At 66.4% G+C, this 19626-nt stretch carries 17 protein-coding genes; 8 read left to right on the top strand and 9 right to left on the bottom strand.

The window, feature by feature from the left end:
• Positions 1-46 precede the first annotated feature (46 nt).
• From OVY29_RS18500 to OVY29_RS18485, 4 genes are all read left to right on the top strand, one after another.
• Positions 47-1660, top strand: a complete 1614-nt coding sequence (locus tag OVY29_RS18500; protein ID WP_052182205.1) for a thioredoxin domain-containing protein — start codon at positions 47-49, stop codon at positions 1658-1660.
• Between the two features lie 11 nt (positions 1661-1671).
• Positions 1672-3486, top strand: a complete 1815-nt coding sequence (locus OVY29_RS18495) for a tetratricopeptide repeat-containing sulfotransferase family protein (RefSeq protein ID WP_037555223.1) — start codon at positions 1672-1674, stop codon at positions 3484-3486.
• Between the two features lie 140 nt (positions 3487-3626).
• The gene (locus tag OVY29_RS18490; RefSeq protein ID WP_037555225.1) at positions 3627-6053 is read left to right on the top strand and encodes a TonB-dependent receptor; all 2427 of its coding nucleotides are present in this window, start codon (positions 3627-3629) and stop codon (positions 6051-6053) included.
• Between the two features lie 58 nt (positions 6054-6111).
• Positions 6112-7368 (top strand): amino acid permease, encoded by a 1257-nt coding sequence (locus OVY29_RS18485; RefSeq protein ID WP_081933070.1) that lies wholly within the window; start codon positions 6112-6114, stop codon positions 7366-7368.
• On the opposite strand, the gene OVY29_RS18480 is transcribed toward OVY29_RS18485, so the two are convergent.
• From OVY29_RS18480 to OVY29_RS18470, 3 genes are all read right to left on the bottom strand, one after another.
• Positions 7330-8934 (bottom strand): NAD(P)/FAD-dependent oxidoreductase, encoded by a 1605-nt coding sequence (locus OVY29_RS18480; RefSeq protein ID WP_313911892.1) that lies wholly within the window; start codon positions 8932-8934, stop codon positions 7330-7332. The genes OVY29_RS18485 and OVY29_RS18480 overlap by 39 nt on opposite strands.
• Positions 8931-10148: an FAD-dependent oxidoreductase gene (locus tag OVY29_RS18475; RefSeq protein ID WP_037555229.1), complete on the bottom strand. Its 1218-nt coding sequence runs from the start codon at positions 10146-10148 to the stop codon at positions 8931-8933. The genes OVY29_RS18480 and OVY29_RS18475 overlap by 4 nt, the downstream gene beginning before the upstream one ends.
• A gap of 103 nt (positions 10149-10251) precedes the next feature.
• Positions 10252-11439 (bottom strand): aromatic ring-hydroxylating oxygenase subunit alpha, encoded by a 1188-nt coding sequence (locus tag OVY29_RS18470; protein WP_037555272.1) that lies wholly within the window; start codon positions 11437-11439, stop codon positions 10252-10254.
• A 33-nt stretch (positions 11440-11472) separates the two neighbouring features.
• On the opposite strand from OVY29_RS18470, the gene OVY29_RS18465 reads away from it, so the two are divergent.
• Entirely contained in the window at positions 11473-12066 is a 594-nt protein-coding gene (locus OVY29_RS18465; protein ID WP_037555231.1) for a TetR/AcrR family transcriptional regulator, read from the top strand.
• A gap of 79 nt (positions 12067-12145) precedes the next feature.
• Here the strand turns inward: OVY29_RS18465 and OVY29_RS18460 are convergent, their stop codons facing one another.
• The 4 genes from OVY29_RS18460 to dapB all read right to left on the bottom strand — a co-directional run bounded on the left by OVY29_RS18460 (position 12146) and on the right by dapB (position 15538).
• Entirely contained in the window at positions 12146-13519 is a 1374-nt protein-coding gene (locus OVY29_RS18460; RefSeq protein WP_037555232.1) for a M20/M25/M40 family metallo-hydrolase, read from the bottom strand.
• A 248-nt stretch (positions 13520-13767) separates the two neighbouring features.
• A complete protein-coding gene (gene nth, locus OVY29_RS18455) occupies positions 13768-14424 on the bottom strand; it encodes an endonuclease III (RefSeq protein ID WP_037555265.1) in 657 nt (218 codons plus the stop codon).
• Positions 14421-14816 carry a hypothetical protein gene (locus tag OVY29_RS18450; protein ID WP_313911891.1) on the bottom strand — a complete coding sequence of 132 codons (396 nt, stop codon included), beginning with the start codon at positions 14814-14816 and terminating at the stop codon, positions 14421-14423. The genes nth and OVY29_RS18450 overlap by 4 nt, the downstream gene beginning before the upstream one ends.
• On the bottom strand, positions 14813-15538 hold the full coding sequence (dapB, locus tag OVY29_RS18445) for a 4-hydroxy-tetrahydrodipicolinate reductase (protein WP_037555268.1): 726 nt from the start codon (positions 15536-15538) through the stop codon (positions 14813-14815). The genes OVY29_RS18450 and dapB overlap by 4 nt, the downstream gene beginning before the upstream one ends.
• 192 nt (positions 15539-15730) lie before the next feature.
• Between dapB and OVY29_RS18440 the strand changes: the two genes are divergently transcribed.
• Positions 15731-16435 carry an NAD-dependent deacylase gene (locus OVY29_RS18440; RefSeq protein ID WP_037555269.1) on the top strand — a complete coding sequence of 235 codons (705 nt, stop codon included), beginning with the start codon at positions 15731-15733 and terminating at the stop codon, positions 16433-16435.
• 312 nt (positions 16436-16747) lie between these two features.
• Here the strand turns inward: OVY29_RS18440 and tadA are convergent, their stop codons facing one another.
• Positions 16748-17203, bottom strand: coding sequence for a tRNA adenosine(34) deaminase TadA (tadA, locus tag OVY29_RS18435; RefSeq protein ID WP_200880193.1), 456 nt, complete (start codon positions 17201-17203; stop codon positions 16748-16750).
• Between the two features lie 276 nt (positions 17204-17479).
• Between tadA and rpmB the strand changes: the two genes are divergently transcribed.
• Positions 17480-17773, top strand: a complete 294-nt coding sequence (gene rpmB / locus OVY29_RS18430; RefSeq protein ID WP_037556081.1) for a 50S ribosomal protein L28 — start codon at positions 17480-17482, stop codon at positions 17771-17773.
• Positions 17774-17902: 129 nt separating this feature from the next.
• Here the strand turns inward: rpmB and OVY29_RS18425 are convergent, their stop codons facing one another.
• Positions 17903-18913: an esterase-like activity of phytase family protein gene (locus OVY29_RS18425; protein ID WP_037556080.1), complete on the bottom strand. Its 1011-nt coding sequence runs from the start codon at positions 18911-18913 to the stop codon at positions 17903-17905.
• A 164-nt stretch (positions 18914-19077) separates the two neighbouring features.
• Here OVY29_RS18425 and OVY29_RS18420 point away from each other — a divergent pair, with 164 nt between their 5' ends.
• Positions 19078-19479, top strand: coding sequence for a glycine zipper 2TM domain-containing protein (locus OVY29_RS18420; protein ID WP_037556078.1), 402 nt, complete (start codon positions 19078-19080; stop codon positions 19477-19479).
• Positions 19480-19626 lie beyond the last annotated feature (147 nt).

The raw sequence follows: 19626 nt of genomic DNA, 5'->3' as shown, positions 1-19626 counted from the left end.
GGATTAACGGGGACCGCATCGCTAAAATGATGCGCAAGGGCAACAAGTGACTGATAAAAAAGACGATTATTACCAGCCGTGGTTGCGCGACCCCGCGCCGACGCCGGGCATGGGCGCGCCGACGCAAGGCGAAGGGCTGGCGAAACCGAAAGAAGAGCCGCCCGTCGGCATCGACCTGACGCGATATGGCAAACCCGAGAAGCCGCGCGGCGAGCCACTGGTGAAGCCTGAAGCGATCAAGGCAGGCGCCGCGAATCTGTGGGACCGTATCCGCAACGGCGCGGAGGCCTTTGCCGACTGGACGATCCGCGTCGGCGAACGCGCCGACATCCCCGCGCGCGTCGAGGCGATGGAGATTCCGCGCCGCTCGCGCGAACTCGCCGCGAAAACCGGCGCCGTCACCACTCGCGCCGCGCGCGCCGCCGGGCGCGGATCTGCGAAGGCGGGCCGCGCCGCGGCCAAGGCGAGCGGCGACGCCTGGGAGAAGATGGCGCTCGGAGACAAGGCCCGGAAACTGTCGAGCGACGCCGGGCGCGGACTCGGCGAGGTTGCGGGCAAAACCAGGGCGGGCGTCGTCGATATCGCCAAGGCGAGCGGCGAAAGTCTGCGCGAACAGCTGGGCGACGCCGCGACCAAGCTGCGCCCCGCGCCGCGCGAGGAAATGGCACCGCCGCCGTCGGGGCTCGAACAATTGCTCGCGCGCGAGGAAGCCGAAGCGAAGGCCGCTGCGACGAAGGCCGCAGCGCCCGACCTGCCGCTGTTCGCGGGCGACGCCGCGATTCCGGCGATGGCGAAGCCCGCGCCCGAAAACGCGGCGAGCATGATGGAAGGCGACGACCGCTCGCCGATCGCGCAGCCGGCCAAAAAAACTACAGACACCAAAGCGATGGCGTCGCAGCGTTCGCCGCAAATCAAGGGGGCCGGGATGGAAGGCGTTTCCACACGCATATGGGGCCTGGCGCTCGGCGGCCTGTTGCTCCTCGCGCTCGCCTTCTGGCTGGGCGAACGGTTCGGCGGCGGGATGAGCAAGAGCGAGGTCGAAACCATTGTCGCCGACTATATCAAGGCCAACCCGCAGATCATTCCCGAGGCGCTCGAAGCGCAGCGCAAGGGCGAAATCGCGAGGGCCATCGACGCGATCCGCCCGGCGCTCGAAAAACCCTATGCCGGCGCATGGGCGGGCAACGCCGACGGCGACGTCACTTTGGTCGTCTTCACCGACTATGCCTGCGGCTTCTGCCGCGCGAGCGTGCCCGACGTCGACCGGCTGATCCGCGAGGACAAGCGCCTGAAGGTCGTGTTCCGCGAATTGCCGATCATCGCCCCGCAGAGCCGCGACGCCGCGATCATGGCGCTCGCCGCCGCGCGGCAGGGCAAATATGACGCCTTCCACCATGCGATGTTCCAGGCGTCGTCGCTCGAACCCGCCGCCATCGCGGCCGCGGCGGAAAAGGCGGGTGTCGTGACCGACGGCAGCGCCGACGCGACCGCGAACGAGGCACTGTTCCAGCGCGAGCTCGACAGCAACCTCGCGATCGCGACCCAGCTCCAGCTCAACGCCACCCCGACCTGGATCGTCGGCGATCAGCTGTTCCAGGGCCAGATCGGCTATGACGCGCTGCGTCAGGCGGTCGGCAAGGCCCGCGCGGCAAAAAGCTGAGGCAAGCGGCATTGGCGACCGTCACGCTCGACCAGGCACTCGCCAACGCCCGCCAGCTTTTGAACGGCCAGCCCGGCGCGGCGCTCGCGCAGGCGCAGGCGATCATCGACGAAGTGCCTACCTCGGCAGCGGCGCACCGGCTCGCCGCGCAGGCGCTCCGCGCGCTGGGCCGCGAGGAGGAGGCGCAGGGCGCTTCGCTCGCTGCGGTTTCGGCGACAATCCACGACGACGCGATGGTTGACGCAGCGCTCGCGCTTTCCGAAAATCGCCTTCCCGACGCCGAGGGTACGTTGCGCCAGCGGCTGCGCGAGGATGCGACCGATGTCGCCGCGATCCGGATGCTCGCCGAAGTCGCGGGGCGGCTCGGGCGCTATGAGGATGCCGAAAAGCTGCTGTCGCGCGCCTTGCAGCTCGCGCCGGGCTTCGGCGCGGCGCGCGCCAATCTTGCGACCGTCTATTACAAGCAGAACCGCTTTGCCGACGCGGCCGCGACGCTCGATGCCGTGCTTGGCGAGGACCCCGACAATCCCGCGCACGCGAACCTCCGCGCCGCCGCGCTCGGCCGCATCGGCGGCTATGACGAGGCGCTCGCGCTCTACGAGGAGCTGACCCGCCGCTTTCCCGGTCATGCCAAGCTGTGGATGAGCTATGGCCATATGCTCAAGACGGTCGGGCGGCAGGACGACGGCATCGCGGCCTATCGCCGCGGGCTTGCCGCCGACCCGGGGCTCGGCGAAATCTGGTGGAGTCTCGCAAATCTCAAGACGATCCGTTTCGACGCGGGCGATCGGGGCCAAATGGAAGCGGCTCTCGCCGCCGCCGAACCCGATGGCGAAACGCGCGCCGACGACCGGCTGCACCTGCATTTCGCGCTTGGCAAGGCCTATGACGATGCCGGCGACCATGCGCCCGCCTTTCGCCACTATGCCGCGGGCAACGCCATCCGGTCGGGTCAACTCGGCTATCGCTCCGCCGACACTAGCGCGGCGGTCGATGCGATCATCGCCACCTGCACGCCCGACTTTTTCAGCGCGCGCGCCGGGGCGGGCAATCCGGCGCCCGACCCGATCTTCATCCTCGGCATGCCGCGCGCGGGATCGACGCTGATCGAACAGATCCTGAGCTGCCACTCGGCGATCGAAGGCACGATGGAACTGCCCGACATCCCGGCGCTCGCGCTCGGGCTCGGCCGCGAGGCAAAGCAGGACGGACGCCGCTGGATCGAGGCACTGGCCAAAACCCCGTTCGCCCGGCTCACCGAACTCGGCGCGGCCTTCCTCGATCGCACCGCCGTGCAGCGCAAGACCGGCAAACCCTTCTACATCGACAAGCTGCCGAACAACTGGCTCTACACCGCGTTCATCCGGCTGGTGCTGCCAAATGCGAAGATCATCGATGCGCGTCGGCATCCGCTCGACTGCTGCTTTTCGAACTTCCGTCAGCATTTCGCCAAGGGACAGGCGTTCAGCTACGGCCTCGCCGACGTCGGCGCTTATTACCGGGATTATGTGCGGCTGATGGCGCATATCGACGCCGTGCAGCCCGGGCGCGTCTACCGCGTTATCCACGAAGCGCTGCTCGACGACCCAGAGGCCGAGGTGCGCGCGATGCTCGCCTGGCTGGGCCAGCCGTTCGAGGACGGGTGCATGGCGTTTCACGTCAACGCGCGCGCCGTCCGCACCGCGTCGAGCGAACAGGTGCGCCGCCCGATCAACCGCGACGGCGTCGGGCAGTGGCGGCCCTATGAAGAATGGCTCGCCCCGCTGAAAGGCGCGCTGGGGCCCGTGCTCACCGCCTATCCAGCCGTACCCGCCGATTTCGGCTGAAGCGCCCGCGACGAAACGTTGCCTTTGGGCAACAGCCCGCGACATTTTCGACCAACAACCGCTGCACCGCACAACAATGCTTGCGCTCGCGCCGCACTCGGTCATTCTCCGTCACATGACTGTCATCTGAGGGGGATCTCATGCGGAAGCTATCGGCAGCATTTACAAACAGCGGCGCCTTTCTGCTCGGCAGCACGATATTGTGCACGTCGGGAACCGCGCTCGCACAGCAAGCCAATATAAACGACGACCGCGACATCGTGGTCACCGCGTCGAAGCGCGAACAGAATCTGCAGGACGTGCCGCTCGCCATCACCGCGATCGGGACCGAACGGCTTGACGAGTTGCAGGTCAAGGAATTTCAGGACGTCGTCAAATTCCTTCCGTCGGTGACGATCCAGACCGCCGCGCCCGGGTTCAGCCAGGTCTATTTCCGCGGCGTCGCATCGGGCGAAAATGCCAATCATTCGGCCTCGCTGCCCACCGTCGGCACCTACCTCGATGAAATGCCGATCACGACGATCCAGGGCGCGCTCGACATCCACGCCTATGACCTTGCGCGCGTCGAGGCGCTCGCCGGGCCGCAGGGCACGCTCTATGGCGCGAGTTCGATGGCGGGCACGATCAAGCTCGTCACCAACCAGCCCGACACCAGCGGCACCTATGGCGAGGTCGGCGTCGAGCTCAACAATGTCGCGCACGGCGATTTCGGCGGCGTCGTCGAGGGCTTCATCAACGCCCCGCTCGGCGAGCGCGCGGCGCTGCGCCTCGTCGGCTGGTATCGCCACGACGCGGGCTATATCGACAATATCCCGGGTAGCCGCACCTATCCGATCAAGCGATATGTCGGCGACGATCTGGTCGACCTGCCCGGCGACGACATCGTCCAGACCAACGCGGCGCTTGCCGAGAAGAATTACAACGACGCCGACACCTATGGCGCGCGCCTCGCGCTCGGCATCGATCTCGACGAAGACTGGACGCTGCGCCCGACGATCATGGGCCAGATCCAGAAGACCAACGGCAGCTTTGCGCAGGAACGGTCGAGCGCGGTCACCGGCAAGCTGCAGACGGTCCAGTACAATCCCGAATCGTCGAAGGACAAATGGCTGCAGGCCGCGCTGACGATCGAAGGCAAGCTCGGCAATTGGGATCTGACAGTGACCGGCGGGCATCTTCGCCGCAAGACCGACGTCGAGAGCGACTATTCGGACTATGCCTATTTCTACGACGCGCTCTATGGATCGGCGGTCTATCTTTACGACAATGCCGGCGACCAGATCAGCCCGAACCAGTATATCCAGGGCATCGACCGCTATCGGCGCAACTTCTTCGAAGCCCGCGTCGCCTCGCCCGCCGATGCGCGCATCCGCTTCATCGGTGGCATCTTCTGGCAGCGGCAAAAGCACAATATCGAGCAGCATTATATCATCGACGACCTGTCCGACGACCTGCAGGTACCCGGCACCGTCGACAATATCTGGCTGACCAAGCAGATCCGCGTCGACCGCGACTATGCCGCCTTCGGCGAGATCAGTTTCGATATCACCGACCGGCTGACGCTGACCGGCGGCGGCCGCGTGTACAAATATGACAACAGCCTTGTCGGCTTTTTCGGCTACAACAACCCCGGATTCAGCAGCAATCCGGTCTATGCGTGCCAGGGACCGGCGGTGGTCGACGGGTCGCCTTGCACCAACCTCGACAAGAGGACGAAGAAGACCGATTTCATCCACAAGCTGAACCTGACCTACAAGTTCAGCGATGATGCACTCGTCTATGCGACCTGGTCGCGCGGCTTCCGTCCCGGCGGCATCAACCGGCGCGGATCGCTCCCGCCCTATGGCTCGGACACGCTCGACAATTATGAATTCGGGTGGAAGACGAGCTGGGGTCCGGTGCGTTTCAACGGCGCGATCTATCAGCAGGACTGGAACGACATCCAGCTCTCCTTCCTCGGCCTCAACGGGCTCAGCGAAATCCGCAATGCCGGCATCGCGCGGATTCGCGGGGTCGAACTCGACCTCGGTTATCGGCAGAACGGTTTCTCGATCAACGCGGGCATGAGCTATAACGACGCCGAGATCCGCCGCGATTTCTGCGCGATCGCCAACGACGCTTTCGACTGCACATTGCCGGGTGCCGACGGCGCCGAAAATGCGCTGCTCGCGCCGAAGGGCGCCGGCCTGCCCATCACGCCAAAGTTCAAGGGCAATATCGTCGCGCGCTATGAATTCCCCGTCGGTGGCCTTGGCGGGCATGTCCAGTTCGCGGTCAATCATATCGGCAAAAGACGCAGTGACGTGCGCACACTCGAAAACGGCATTAAGGGCATGTTCGACGCCTATACGACCGCTGACATCAGCCTCGGAGTGAAGGGCGATAGCTGGAAAGCCGAGCTTTTCGCGACCAATTTGTTCGACAGCAACGGCGTGATCAACGCGGGGGTCCAGTGCCTCGAAACCACCTGCGGCGACCCCGACGGCGTCACCGCGAACGGCGGCGTCTTCTATGACACGGTCGTGCGTCCGCGCCTGATCGGGATCAAGGTCAGCAAGGAATTCTGACCGGGTGAGCGATTTTTCGACCGGCAGCGAAAGGCCGGGCCGCAAGCTCGGCCTTTCGATGTGCATCGCGCTCGTCATGGGCAATATGATCGGGTCGGGCGTGTTTCTGCTCCCCGCCAGCCTCGCGCCCTTCGGCTGGAACGGCGTCGCGGGCTGGGCGATCACGATTGCGGGCGCGCTCGCGCTTGCCTTCGTCATCGCGCGGCTCACCGTCGCCTTTCCGGCAGCGAGCGGACCGACCGCCTTCGTCGAACTTGCCTTCGGACGGGTCCCGAGCTTCATGATCGGCTGGGCCTATTGGGTCTCGGTATGGACCGCGAACGTCACGCTCGCGGTCGCGAGCGTCTCCTTCCTCGGCCTCTTCGTCCCCGCGATCGGCGATCATATGGCAATCTCGACGATTGCGCTGATCTGGCTCGTCACCGCGATCAACTGGCGCGGCGCGCGCGCGGCGGGACGCTTCCAGATCGTCACGCTCGCGATCAAGCTGATCCCCCTCGTCACCGTCGTCGTGCTGATCCCCATCGCCTTTGGACGCGGCGAGCCCGTGACGATCACGCCATTTCCTGCCGAAGGGCTCTCGCTGACCGCGGTCAGCGGATCGGCGATCCTGACGCTGTGGGCGCTGCTCGGTTTCGAATCGGCGAGCGTCGCCGCCGACAAGGTAGCGAACCCGACGGTCACCATTCCACGCGCAACGATCATCGGCACGCTTGCAACCGGCCTCCTCTATCTGATCGTCTGTTCGGCGATCGCGCTGATGCTTCCCGCCGCCGCGGTCGCAACCTCGGAAGCGCCCTTCGCGCTGTTCGCCGAAACCTATTGGGGCCATGGCCCCGCGATGTGGATCGCCGCCTTTGCCGCAGTGAGCGCGCTCGGCGCGCTCAACGGCTGGACGCTGATCCAGGCCGAACAGCCCGCGCGGCTTGCCGAACAGGGGCTGCTTCCCGCCTGGTTCGCGAGGACGAACCGCCACGGCACGCCCGCCGCGGCACTGCTGCTGTCGAGCGCCATCGCGACCGTCTGCGTCATCCTGAACAACAGCAAGTCGACGAGCGAGATGTTCACCTTCATGGCGATCCTCTCGACCTCGGTAACCTTGTGGCTCTACCTCGCCTGCGCCGCGGCGGCGTTGCGGCTGCGCGTCGCGATCTCCGTCGCGCTCGCGGGGCTCGCCTATGCGATATGGACGCTATGGGGCGCCGGAGCGGGCGTCAGCGCGATGAGCCTGATCCTGATGGCGGCGGGGCTGCCGCTCTATATCTGGACGCGATTGTCAGCGCCATCGCGGCGCGAAGAGGCCCCGGTCGCGTAGGATGACCTGCGCGGCATTATGCCCCGGCGCGCCGGTGACGCCGCCACCGGGATGCGTGCCCGCGCCACACATATAAAGGCCCTTCACCGGCCCGCGATAACCGCCGTTGCCGAGTATCGGGCGCGCCGCCCAGAGCTGGTCGAGGCTCATATTGCCGTGCATGATGTCGCCGCCGACGAGGCCGAACTTGCGTTCGAGCCCCTTGGGCGACAGGCGCGTCTGGGCGATGATACTCGCGCGGAAACCCGGCGCATGTTTTTCGACCGTGTCGATGATCGTGTCCGCGGCGATTTCCTCCTCATCATCCCAGTCGCGGCCACCGGGAAGCTCGGGCGCGAATTGCTGGCAGAAGAGGCTGGCGACATGCTGTCCCGGTGGGGCGAGACATTCGTCGACGGTCGAGGGGATCAGCATTTCGACGATCGGCGCCTTCGACCAGCCATATTGTTTCGCGTCAAGGAAGGCGCGATCCATATAGTCGAGCGTCGGCGCGAGGATGATTCCCGACTGGTGATGCTCGCCGGGCTCGGGGAGGCAGGTGAACTTCGGCAGCTCCGAAAGCGCAACATTCATACGGAACGTCCCGCTGCCCGCCTGGAAGCCCTTGATCCGGCGCTGGAAGTCGGCGGGCAGGTCGCTCGCGTCCATCATCCGTTCGTAGAGCAGCTTTGGCCCGACATTGGCGATCACGCGCGCCGCGGCGATTTCCTCGCCGCCGACAAGCTTGACCCCGACCGCCTTGCCGCCGTCGACCAGCACCTTCGCGACCGGGCTTTCGAGGCTGATCTCGACGCCATGATCGCGGCAGACCTTCGCCATGATTTCGGTGATCTTACCCATGCCGCCGACGCTGTGCCCCCACGCGCCCTTCTTGCCGTTCACTTCGCCGAAGACGTGGTGGAGCAGGACATAGGCGCTGCCCGGCGTGTCCGGGCTGGCATAGTTGCCGACGACCGCATCGAAACCGAAGGCCGCCTTGACCGCCTCGCTCTCGAACCAGCTGTCGAGCATCGTCCGCGCTGACTTGGTGAAGAGGTCGAGCACGTCGCGTTGCTGTTCGAGACCGAGTCCCGCAAAGCGCCGGCCCTGCCGCGCCCCATCGAGCAGCGTGCGCAGCCCCTCGCCGACATTGGGCGGGACGCGCAGCGCCAAGTCGCGGAGCAGTTCGGCGACATTTTCGAGCGCGTCATAATATTGCGGCAGCACCTCGGCATCGCGGTTGCTGAATTTGCGGAACTCGGCCTGCGTGCGTTCGAGCCCGCCGCCGAGCTTCAGATAGGTTCCGTCCTCCTGCGGCAGGAAATTGCTGATCGGCCGCTCGATCACCCGATAGCCATGATCAGCGAGCTTCATGTCGGCGATCACCTTGGGCTGGAGCAGGCTGACCGTGTAGCTTGCGACCGAATTCCTGAAGCCCGGCGCGAATTCCTCGGTCACCGCGGCGCCACCGACGACGTCGCGCGCCTCAAGGATGCGGACCTTCAGCCCAGCCTTCGCGAGATAGAAGGCGCAGACGAGGCCGTTGTGGCCGGCGCCGATGATGAGGGCGTCATAGGGCTTGGTCATGAAAATTCCTTGGCGAGCGGGGACTGGACATGCTGCCCGCCGAAGCCGAGGCCGAGAATGCGGCCCGGGATGCGGCGGAGCAGCGGGATGGCGTCGAGCAGGCGGACCGCGAAGGGCACGCGGGTGATTTCGCCGCGCAGCATCGGTTCGACGACGCGCCGGTGCGCGGCGCGCTGGAGCGCCTGCATCCGCACCGTCGGCTTCCAGCGCCGCGCCTGCACCTTGGCGAGCAACGGATCGGGGTCGGCCCCCGCGGCGAGCGACGCAGCGAGGATGTTCGCCGCCGCCACCGCGTCCTGCACCGCGAGGTTGATCCCGACGCCGCCGACCGGCGACATCGCATGCGCGGCATCGCCGATCGCCAGCAGCCCCGGGCGCGACCAGCGCGTCAGCCGGTCGAGCGCGACCGACAGCAATTTGACGTCGTCGAAGCCCCGGATCGCATCGATTCCGGCGGCGAGGCCGGGCGCGATCTCGACGATGCGCTCGCGGAAGGCGGCAATGCCCTTCGCCTCGATCGGCGCGAAGCCGCCCTTCTCGATGATCTGCGCGCATTGCCAATAATCGCCGCGCGGAATCGCGACGACCATGCCGCCCTTGTCGATCGTGCCGAGCGCGACTTCGGACATATCCATGCCCGCGGGCACGGGGATACGGAACCACAGCACGTCCATCGGCGCGCCGAGATCGTGAAGCGGCAGCGCGGCAGCGTCGCGCAGCACCGAGCGGCGCCCGTCGGCGGCGATGACGAGCTGCGCCTGCAGCGTCTCGCCGGTCGCCAGCGTCACGCCGCTGACGCGACCCGCACCGTCATAGGTCAGGCCGGTCGCCTCGGTCGACATGCGCAGGTCGAACGTCGGGTAGCGCCTACCCTGTCCCGCGATGAAATCGAGCAGGTCCCATTGCGGCATCATCGCCACGAAGGGCGCCGCAACGGGCAGATGCTTCATCGTCGCGATCGTATAGCGCCCACCCAGCAGATTGAGCGTCATCGTGTCGATCGCGGCGTGCGGCTCCTCGAGCAGTTCCCCCAGCAGTCCGATCTCGCTGAACAGCTCGAGCGTCGAGGGATGCACCGTGTCGCCGCGGAAGTCGCGGAGGAAATCCTTATGCTTTTCGAGCACCGTCACCCGCACCCCGGCGCGCGCGAAGAGCAGCCCCGCGACCATGCCGGCGGGCCCGCCGCCGACGATGATGACCGGATGATCGCTCATGCTCCCCTCCCGCTTGCGGGAGGGGCCGGGGGAGGGCCTGTCCCGTTCGACGTCGGAGGGAACCGCCCCTCCCCTAACCCCTCCCGCAAGCGGGAGGGGAAGCTTATCGGCTCCACCCCGCCGCTGGCGCCCGCTCCAGCCGCGCTTCGGGGATGATGTCGCGCATCCGCGCGCAGAAATGCTTGAGGCAGACTTCCTTGTCGCTGAGCGGCCCCATCGAGAAGCTCTTCGACTGCATGCCCTGTTGGACGCGAGTAATCAGCGCGGTGTCCTCGGCATTGACCTGGCGGTTGATGCGCCAGTTGAGGTAGCGCGCGGCCTTCATCTCGCGGCGCCACTCTTGGGAATAGGCGTCGGGCAGGACATAGCTGATCTCGCGGATCAGGCAGCTCGTCGGCCCGGTCGGCAGCCATTGCATGAAATCGACCTGATCGGGATAGATGTCGAAGGCGACATTGGGCCAGAGCTTGAAATAGAGCCAGTGGCGCTGGTTGGCTTCGGGCAGATGCGGGACCGGCGGCAGCAACCGCTGATACATGCGCTCGGACCAGTTGGCCGACGGCCGGTCGATCAGATCGCCCCACATGCGATCGACATTTTCTTCGGCCTCGACGCCATAGCTTTTGCCGAACAGGCGCGTCAGGCCGGGATGCGCGACGGGAATGTGGAGGCCGTCCGAATAATTGTCGCCGACATTCTTCCAGTTGACCTCGCGCGGGCGCAGCGTGACGCGGCCGAGTGCGCCGAGCTCCTCGAAGCGGTAAGGCTCGATCATCGCTTCATAGGGCGCCATCATAGACGCGACCGATGGACCGCCGTCGTCGTCGAGCCGCACGAACCAGAAACCGCGCCATTGTTCGAGCCCGACCGGAACGAGCCCCGCCTTGCCCTTGTCGAGCGTCGGGTAGCTGGCCGAATCGGGCACGCCCGTCAGCCGGCCATCAAGTTCATAGGTCCAGGCGTGATAGGGACAGACGAGCTTCTTCGCGCAGCCCGCCGCGCCGTCGACGAGGCGCGAGCCGCGGTGGCGGCAGACGTTGGTGAAGGCGCGGACGATGCGGTCGGTACCGCGGACGAGGATGACGCTCTCGCCGCAATAATCGATGCTGTGCCAGTCGCCGGAGTTCGGGATGTCGCTGTCGTGGCAGACGACCTGCCAGCTCGGGCGGAAGATGCGGTCGATCTCGGCGGCGTGGAAGTCGGGGTCGCTGTAGGTCCAGGCGGGGAGCGACCAGCCGCCCAAGGGGTCGACGTTCTGGAAGTTGTCGAAGGTGTCGCGTAGCGTTGCCATGATCGGGTCCTTGTTATACATGCGTATAACAATATGACCGCCGCTCGCCAAGCCTTTACGCGCGAAAGCGCCCATGCCCGCCGGGCGGACCTGATCGAGGCGGCCGCGGCGTGCCTTGCCGAACATGGGCTGGCGGGGACGAACGTGCGCGCGATCTGCGCAAAGGCCGGCGTATCGCCGGGGCTGCTGCGCCATTATTTCGGCGGCATCGACGATCTGGTTGCCGCAACCTATCAGGCGACGAGCGACCGGATGGACGCGATTTTTGCCGAAGCCGTCGAGGCGGCGGGCGACGATCCGCGCGCGCGCCTTGCCGCCTATCTGACCGCCAGCTTTCGCCCGCCGGTGACCGATCCCGAACTGCTCGGCGCATGGACCGCCTTCTGGGCGCTGTCGCGAAATGATCCCCGTATGGCCGAAATCCATGCGGAAAGTTACGCGGGCTATCGCGCGCGGCTCGGCGAACTGCTTGCCCTTTGCGGCGCGGCCGACGCCGGGCGGCTCGCGATCATGCTCACCGCGATGGTCGACGGGCTGTGGCTCGAACTGTCGCTCGACCCCGAAAGCTTCGGCGCCGAAGCGGCGGCGGCGATGGTCGAAAGGGCGGTGGGGGCGTTGCTGCCCTAACCGCCCTCACCCTCATCCAACTTCGCCTAGCCGCTTCGCGGCAAGGCTGCGTATCCTTCTCCCCCGAGGGGAGAAGGAGTCACTTCGACAAATCGCGCAGCAAGCTGTCCCAATGCGCGAGCGCGGGGGCGATCGCGTCGACGGGCACGCGCTCGTTGAGGCCGTGGGCGAAGCTGTCGCTCGCTTTCGAGAAGAGCCCCGCGACGCCGTAGCTCGGCACGCCCTGCGCGCGGAAATGATAGCTATCGGTCGCGCCCGCGCTCATCGACGGGATGATCGGCAGGCCGGGCGCGCGTGCGTGCACCGCCTTTTTCACCGCCGCCATCACATCGGGGCGCAGCGGCGAGGCATCGCTGGCGCTGGCGTCGGGATCGGTGTTCACCTTGACCGCGGGGTCGGCGATCACCTTTTCGAGCTCGGCGCGCACCGTTTCGACCGGCACGCCGGGAAAGATGCGGCAGTTGATGTTCGCGGTCGCGCGCTGGGGCAACGCATTTTCGGCGTGGCCGCCCTTGACCAAAGTCGGCACACAAGTGGTGCCGATCTGGCCGACATATTCGGGCTCGGCGCGGATCGTCGCGATCGCCGCGGCGTCGGCGGGGTTGGCGGCAAAGGCCTTCAACGCCGCGCCGATCTCGCCGCCGACCTGCTCGGCGACGATCGGCATACCGACTTTGGTCAGCTCATTCTGCTGCGGCGCGAAGCGATAGGCACCGACCTTGGCGAGCGCGTTCGCGAGCTGGACGATCGCATTGACGTCCGAAGGGCGCGAGCTGTGGCCGCCGGGGTTGGTGACTTCGAGCGTGAAGTCGGCATAAGTCTTCTCGCCCGCCTGCAGCCCGTAATATTGCGGCTTGCCGTCCTCGGCGATCAGCCCGCCGCCGCCGTCGCCATTCAACGCGAATTCGGCATTCTTATATTTGGCCGCGAGCGCGCGCGTCGTCGTCATCGAGGTTTCCTCGTCGCCCGACAAAGCCAAGATGATCGACCGCTTCGGCTTGAAACCGTCCTTTTTCAGCTGCGCCATCGTCGCGACCATCATCGCGATGTCGAACTTGTTGTCTTCGGATCCGCGCCCGAAAATATAACCATCTTCCTCGACCGGCACGAAGGGGTCGCGCGTCCAGTCCTTGGGGTCGGCCTCGACGACGTCCATATGGCCGAGCAGCACGATCGGCTTTTGTTTGGTCGTGCCGTGGAGCGTCGCGGCGAAGGTCGCGGTCTCGCCCATCGGGGTGATTTCGATATCGGCGTCGGCATAGCCCGCCGCCTTGAGCACGCCGGCGTAATAGGCCGCGAGTTCGGGCACCTTGCCGCGGCCCTCGACGGTCGGGATCGCGACGCTGTCCTTGAGTATCTTTTTCGCCACCGCGGGGTCGGCGGGCTTGGCGTGGACGGGCGCGGCGGCGAGCAGGGCGGCGGCGAGGGCGAGCGGAGCGGTGAGGTTTCGCATGGGAGCGGACTATGGCGACCTTGGCGCGGATCGCAAGCGCGGTCAGAATGATTCGCGCAGAGGCCGCAGAGATCGCAGAGAGGAGAGCACCCCAACTCCGCGATCTCTGCGGCCTCTGCGCGAAATATTTAAAGGGCGGCTTTCGACCGGAAGTGGCCCTACTATCATCGTCATCCCGGCGAAGGCCGGGATGACGGGTAAGATAATGGCCGGAGGCCACCTCATAGCCCACATCCATGCAATGGGTATCACGCCGCCTTCTTTGCCTTCGGCGCGGGCGTCTTGGGCTTGTAGCGGCAGAGGTCGGCAACCGGGCAGCGCCAGCATTCGGGGGTGCGCGCCTTGCAGATGTAGCGGCCGTGGAGGATCAGCCAGTGGTGCGCGCCGACGCGGAAGGGTTGCGGCGTTTCCTTATCGAGCTTCTTTTCGACCGCGAGCGGGGTTTTGCCGGGGGCGAGGCCGGTGCGGTTGCCGACGCGGAAGATATGCGTGTCGACCGCGAAGGTTTCGGCCCCGAAGGCGCAGTTCATCACGACATTGGCGGTCTTGCGCCCGACGCCGGGAAGCTCGACGAGCGCATCGCGGTCGGCGGGCACTTCACCGCCAAAATCGCGGACGAGGATTTCGCTGAGCGCGATGACATTCTTCGCCTTCGCGTTGAACAGCCCGATCGTCTTGATGTGCTGCTTGAGCCCGTCCTCGCCGAGATCGGCCATCTGCTGCGGCGTCTTCACCTCCTGAAACAGTTTCCGCGTCGCCTTGTTCACCCCGACGTCGGTCGCCTGCGCCGAGAGCACCACCGCGACGAGCAGCTGATAGATATTGCCATATTCGAGTTCGGTCTCGGGGCTGGGGTTGAGCTCGGCAAGACGGCGGTAGAATTCGAAGATATCGGCTTTTTTCATGCGGCACGGTCGCGAAGCGCGATCAGGAACGCGCGAAGAAAAGCCAGCTGCCAGAGCGACCATAGGGCGAGCCAAAAAAAGCTGAACGGCGCGGCACGCTGGAAATATTGCCACCCCTCGGCATCGGACATGGCGTAAAGCTGATAATCGCTGGCCAGAGCGAGCAGAAGCAGGGCAGCATAGACGCGAGGGTGCAACCGGGCAGGTGCGACCAGGGCCCAGATGCCCACGGGAAAAGCCACGAAACCGCCAAGGCTGAACCAGAAGGGCGTCACCCAGCCATGTCCAGCCCCCATCATCATGAACGCGATGAAAAGCGACAGGAGGGCCGCCGGCAAGCCCCAAAGCAGCGCGAATTTCAGGGGAGAAGCGGGGGCGCGGGCGCGAATCAAAGCCCCAGCACCTGCGGCATCGTGTAGCGCCCGGGCTTCTGGCGGATCAGCCACAGCGCCGCGCGCACCGCGCCGCGCGCGAAGATCATGCGGTTTTCGGCGCGGTGCGACAGCGTGATCATTTCCTCGGGCCCCGCGAAGATCACGTCATGGTCGCCCGCGACGGTGCCGCCGCGCAGGCTCGCGAAGCCGATCTTGCCATGCCCGCGCGCGCCGGTGAGGCCGTCGCGGCCGCGTTCGGAGCAGGTCGCAAGGTTGATCCCACGCCCCTCCGCCGCCGCCTGCCCCAACAGCAGCGCGGTGCCGCTCGGCGCGTCGACCTTGTTCCGGTGGTGCATCTCGACGATCTCGATATCATATTCGGGGTCGAGCCGCGCCGCCGCCTCGCGCACCAGATGCGCGAGCAGGGTGACGCCGAGCGAGGTGTTGCCGGTCTGGAGCACCGCGATGTCCCTGGCCGCATCGTCGATCAGATAATGGTGGCGTTCCTCGAGCCCCGTCGTTCCGACGACGATGGGCTTCTTTGCCGCGACGCAGGCGTCGAGCGTCGCTTCAAGCGCGGCGGGCGAGGAGAAATCGACGAGAACGTCCGCCCCCGCCGCGAGCTTTGCGACATTGCCCCCCCTGTCGACGCCGCAGCTGCGCTGTCCCGCTTCGGAGATCGCGGCGGCGAGCGCGACGCCCATCCGCCCTTCGCTGCCGATAATGCCGATGCTGGTCATGTTGCGTCCCCTATCCTTCCAGACCTCCCTTAGCCCTTCGCATCGAGCGAAGTCGAGATGCGCTTCTCTCATCGTCATTCCGGCGAAGGCCGGAATCTCGCCGGTGCGTATGGCTGAGACGGAGAGATCCCGGCCTTCGCCGGGATGACGGGGCGCGTTGAAGCGGGCGGGGCGAGCGGATAGGAGGAAGGCATGAGCCCTATCCAGAATATCGTCATCCTGACCGGCGCGGGCGTGTCCGCCGAAAGCGGCATCGACACGTTTCGCGACGCCGGCGGATTGTGGGAACAGCACCGCGTCGAGGATGTCGCGACCCCCGAGGCCTTTGAGCGCGATCCCGACCTGGTGCTGCGATTCTACGACATGCGGCGCGAGGCGATCCAGACCAAGGAGCCCAATGCGGCGCACCGGGCGCTGGCGCGGCTCGATGCCGAATGGCCGGGCGAGTTCCTGATCGTCACGCAGAATGTCGACGATCTGCACGAGCGCGCGGGGGCGAAACGGCTGCTCCACATGCACGGCGAGCATCTGAACGCCTGGTGCACCGGATGCGATGTGCGCAGCCCGTGGACGGGGCCGCTGCTGGACCGCCCGGGATGCCCCGCGTGCGGCGCCGCGGGGAGCCTGCGCCCCGACATCGTCTGGTTCGGCGAGATGCCGTACCGGATGGAGGAGATTTATCACGCGCTCAACCGCGCCGACCTGTTCGTGTCGATCGGCACCTCGGGCGCGGTCTATCCCGCCGCGGGTTTCGTGCGCGAAGCAAGGGCGGCGGGGGCGCGGACGCTCGAGCTCAATATGGAGCCGAGCCAGGGGAGCCACTGGTTCGACGAGGCGCGCCACGGGCCGGCGACGGCGCTGGTGCCGGCGTGGGTGGAGGCGATGCTGGGTGGGTGAAGGCGCTCGGTACGATATGGCGGCGGCGGGTTTCGACCGGTTGCGGACGTACAGATCCTCCCCATCGCGAAGCGCTGGGGAGGGGGATCGCCGCGAAGCGCTGACGGAGGGGCTATGGCGCACCGTCGCGGCCCCTCCACCACCGCCTGCGGCGGCGGTCCCCCTCCCCATCGCTGCGCGACACTCCTCGTCATCCCGGCGAAGGCCGGGATCTCGTCCTATCGGTTTACCGCACCGGCGAGATCCCGGCCTTCGCCGGGATGACGGTCAAACTGATGACAGCTCCCCACCCCAAAGCCGTCCCTGTCGTCGCTACCGCCGCGCCGCGAAGAAATTCCTGAGCAGCGCCGCCGCTTCGGCTTCGCCGATCCCGTCGTAAATTTCCGGCCGGTGGTGGATCGTCGGCTGCGCGAAGGTGCGCGGGCCGTGGACGACCGCGCCGCCCTTGGGATCGTCGGCGCCGTAATAGAGGCGCGCGATGCGCGCGTGGGCGATCGCGCCCGCGCACATCGCGCAGGGTTCGAGTGTGACATAGAGGTCGCAGCCGTCGAGGCGTTCGTTGCCGAGCTTTGCCGCCGCCGTGCGAATCGCGACGATTTCGGCGTGCGCGGTCGGATCGTGCGATTCGCGCGGGCGGTTGTGGCCTTCGGCGATGATCGCGCCATCCTTGACGACCACCGCGCCGACGGGCACTTCGCCCCATTCGGCGGCAATGCGGGCGAGATCGAGCGCGCGGCGCATCGGTTCGGGAAGAAGAAAATTGGCCATGATTGTCTGTTCCTGCTGCGCAGGAACGTCCGGCACCAGCCCGCTCCCCCGCCCGGCCTCCCTAACGATAGTAGCCTAGGGAGGCCGGGCGGGGGAGCGGGCTGGTGCCGGATCCACGCAGTGGAACCGCCCTATTCGCTTGACGAATCTCCGGCAAGCCGATAAGCGCGCGCCTTTCCCGGCTCACTCCGGTCTTGTGCTCCCCGTTTTGCGGGAAGTGCCCGGACGCCGACCTGAAATTTTTTTGACCCAGTTTCTTGGACAAGGACGAAGACGATGTCGCGCATCTGCGAACTGACCGGCAAGGGCCGCCAGGTTGGCCACAATGTCAGCCACGCCAACAACAAGACCAAGCGCACCTTCCTGCCCAACCTGCAGAATGTGACGTTGCTGTCGGACGCGCTCGGCAAGGGCGTGAAGCTGCGCGTGTCGACCCACGGGCTGCGTTCGGTCGAGCATAATGGCGGCCTCGACAACTGGCTGCTCAAGGCCGGCGACGACCAGCTGTCGGCGAACGCGCGCAAGCTGAAGAAGGAAGTGACGAAGAAGCTGGCCGAAAAGGCCGCTTAAGCGCTTTGATCTGGTGCGGTTCCGGCCCGCTCCCCCACCCAACCTCCCATAGGCTACCATGTCGGGAGGTTGGGTGGGGGAGCGGGCCGGAACCGTTTCGCGGCACAAAAACGCAATCAGGCCGCCGGATTACCGTGCGGCCTTTTTGCTGTCCGGCGTTCTTTTGGGCGGCAGGTCCACCAGCTCGAACTGCAAGAGCAGGCTGCGCTGCCAGACGTTGAAATTATTGTCGGCGACGAGCCAGAGGAAGGTGCGCCCGCCTTCGACCGAGACCGCTGCGCCCTCGTAATTTTCGGCGAGCGGTGCGGGAACGCGGCCGATCGTCCGCGATCGCACGATGCTGTCCGCCTTGATGTCGGCGGGATCGAGGATCGCGACGATCGTCGTGAACACCGGATCGAAACCGAGCCGCCGGTGGACGAGCAGGATGCGCCCGTCGGGCAGCGGCGCGGCGTCGCTGACGAGACCGCGCCCGTCCGACGCGTAGAAGAAGCGGATCGGCGCCGGGCCGGGTTCGGCGGGGTCGTCGGCATAGAGCAGTCCTTCGCGTCCGCGCGGATCGTCGTCGGCGTCTTCGGAAAGGACGATTGTGCGCCCGTCGGCGAGCCGCACCATCGCTTCGGAGCCGCGATTCGCGGGCCAGCGCGGGTGGGGCAGCTTGCGGCGCGCCTCGATCGCCGCGAGGTCGGCGTCCAGCCGCCAGATTTCGTTGATCCCTTCGAGCGCGATCCAGCTTTTGCCGCTCGCAGGGTCGACGACCATCGCCTCGGCATCGGCCATCGACTTGCGCGGCGGGCGCCCGTCGGGAGTGGGCAGCGGCCGGATTTCGACATCCGAAACCGCGCCGCGCGAATCGAGCGTCAGTCGCGTCCAATAGCCATTGTCGCCGGCGAGTTGAAAACGGTTCGCCCCCGCCTCTGTTCTCGTCCGCGCGAGCGCCGAGAAGCCGCCGAAGCGGCTGTGCGGGCTGACGAGGTGCCAGCCGCGCACGAAGCGCAGCGTACCGGCCGCTTCCGGCGCGAATATGAGCGGGCGCGCGGCGGCGCTTTCGGTCAGGTCCGGTTCCGGGGCACGCATCACGGTTCCGGGCATCGGCCCGAGCGCGGCGAAGATCAGGGCAGCGGTAAGGAGGCGGCGCATCGCGGCGGGGTTAGGGTGCCGCCGAGCGAAAGGAAAGCGTTTCGGCGCGCGAAGCTGAACGGCAGCCAACAATGATGTTCAGGCTTCGCTCAATGCGAATCGGGCAAAACATGATCATCGACCACAGCCCCGAAGGGCCAAGTGACGAAAGAAGGAGAAATACGATGAAAAAAATGGTGACTCTCTCGATCGCCGCCCTGATGTCCACCGCGACGCTGGGCCTGGCAACGCCCGCCGCGGCGCAGAACGGTTATTATGACCAGGGCGGCTATTCGAGCTATTACAGCGGCTATGATCGCGACGACCGTCGCTATGACCGCCGCGACTATCGCCGTTACGATCGCCGCGATTACCGGAGCGATCGCCGCTATTACCGCGACAACCGCCGCCATTATCGCCAGTGCGACAAGGGAACCGGCGGGACCGTGATCGGCGCGATCGCTGGCGGCCTCGCCGGCCATGAAATCGCGGGCCGCGGCGACAAGACGGTCGGCACGATCATCGGCGGCGCCGTCGGCGCCCTCGCCGGCCGCGCGATCGACAGGGGGAATGACGGCTGCCGTTAAGGGGCAGACCCGACCCCCAACAACTTTCCTCTCCCCCTTCGACCCCGTCCGGCCCCGCGCCGGGCGGGGTTTTCTTTGCGGGCCCGTCCCCGGGCGGGGGCCTTGCCATGCGGGCGCGGGAAGCCTAGGTTCGCCGCCAAGTGCACG

The organism is Sphingopyxis sp. SE2 (assembly GCF_032227185.1).
Classification (GTDB): Bacteria; Pseudomonadota; Alphaproteobacteria; order Sphingomonadales; family Sphingomonadaceae; genus Sphingopyxis.
The sequence above is the reverse complement of the archived record's forward strand: the minus strand, read 5'-3'. Positions and strand labels throughout refer to the sequence as shown.

Bases quoted from the DNA above. Each gene is read 5' to 3' on its own strand.
- OVY29_RS18485 (WP_081933070.1), top strand. From the start codon at position 6,112: ATGTGCATCGCGCTCGTCATGGGCAATATGATCGGGTCGGGCGTGTTT.
- rpmB (WP_037556081.1), top strand. From the start codon at position 17,480: ATGTCGCGCATCTGCGAACTGACCGGCAAGGGCCGCCAGGTTGGCCAC.
- dapB (WP_037555268.1), bottom strand. From the start codon at position 15,538: ATGACCAGCATCGGCATTATCGGCAGCGAAGGGCGGATGGGCGTCGCG.
- OVY29_RS18480 (WP_313911892.1), bottom strand. From the start codon at position 8,934: ATGACCAAGCCCTATGACGCCCTCATCATCGGCGCCGGCCACAACGGC.
- OVY29_RS18460 (WP_037555232.1), bottom strand. From the start codon at position 13,519: ATGCGAAACCTCACCGCTCCGCTCGCCCTCGCCGCCGCCCTGCTCGCC.
- OVY29_RS18490 (WP_037555225.1), top strand. From the start codon at position 3,627: ATGCGGAAGCTATCGGCAGCATTTACAAACAGCGGCGCCTTTCTGCTC.
- OVY29_RS18470 (WP_037555272.1), bottom strand. From the start codon at position 11,439: ATGGCAACGCTACGCGACACCTTCGACAACTTCCAGAACGTCGACCCC.
- OVY29_RS18465 (WP_037555231.1), top strand. From the start codon at position 11,473: ATGACCGCCGCTCGCCAAGCCTTTACGCGCGAAAGCGCCCATGCCCGC.
- OVY29_RS18425 (WP_037556080.1), bottom strand. From the start codon at position 18,913: ATGCGCCGCCTCCTTACCGCTGCCCTGATCTTCGCCGCGCTCGGGCCG.
- nth (WP_037555265.1), bottom strand. From the start codon at position 14,424: ATGAAAAAAGCCGATATCTTCGAATTCTACCGCCGTCTTGCCGAGCTC.
- OVY29_RS18475 (WP_037555229.1), bottom strand. From the start codon at position 10,148: ATGAGCGATCATCCGGTCATCATCGTCGGCGGCGGGCCCGCCGGCATG.
- tadA (WP_200880193.1), bottom strand. From the start codon at position 17,203: ATGGCCAATTTTCTTCTTCCCGAACCGATGCGCCGCGCGCTCGATCTC.
- OVY29_RS18440 (WP_037555269.1), top strand. From the start codon at position 15,731: ATGAGCCCTATCCAGAATATCGTCATCCTGACCGGCGCGGGCGTGTCC.
- OVY29_RS18420 (WP_037556078.1), top strand. From the start codon at position 19,078: ATGAAAAAAATGGTGACTCTCTCGATCGCCGCCCTGATGTCCACCGCG.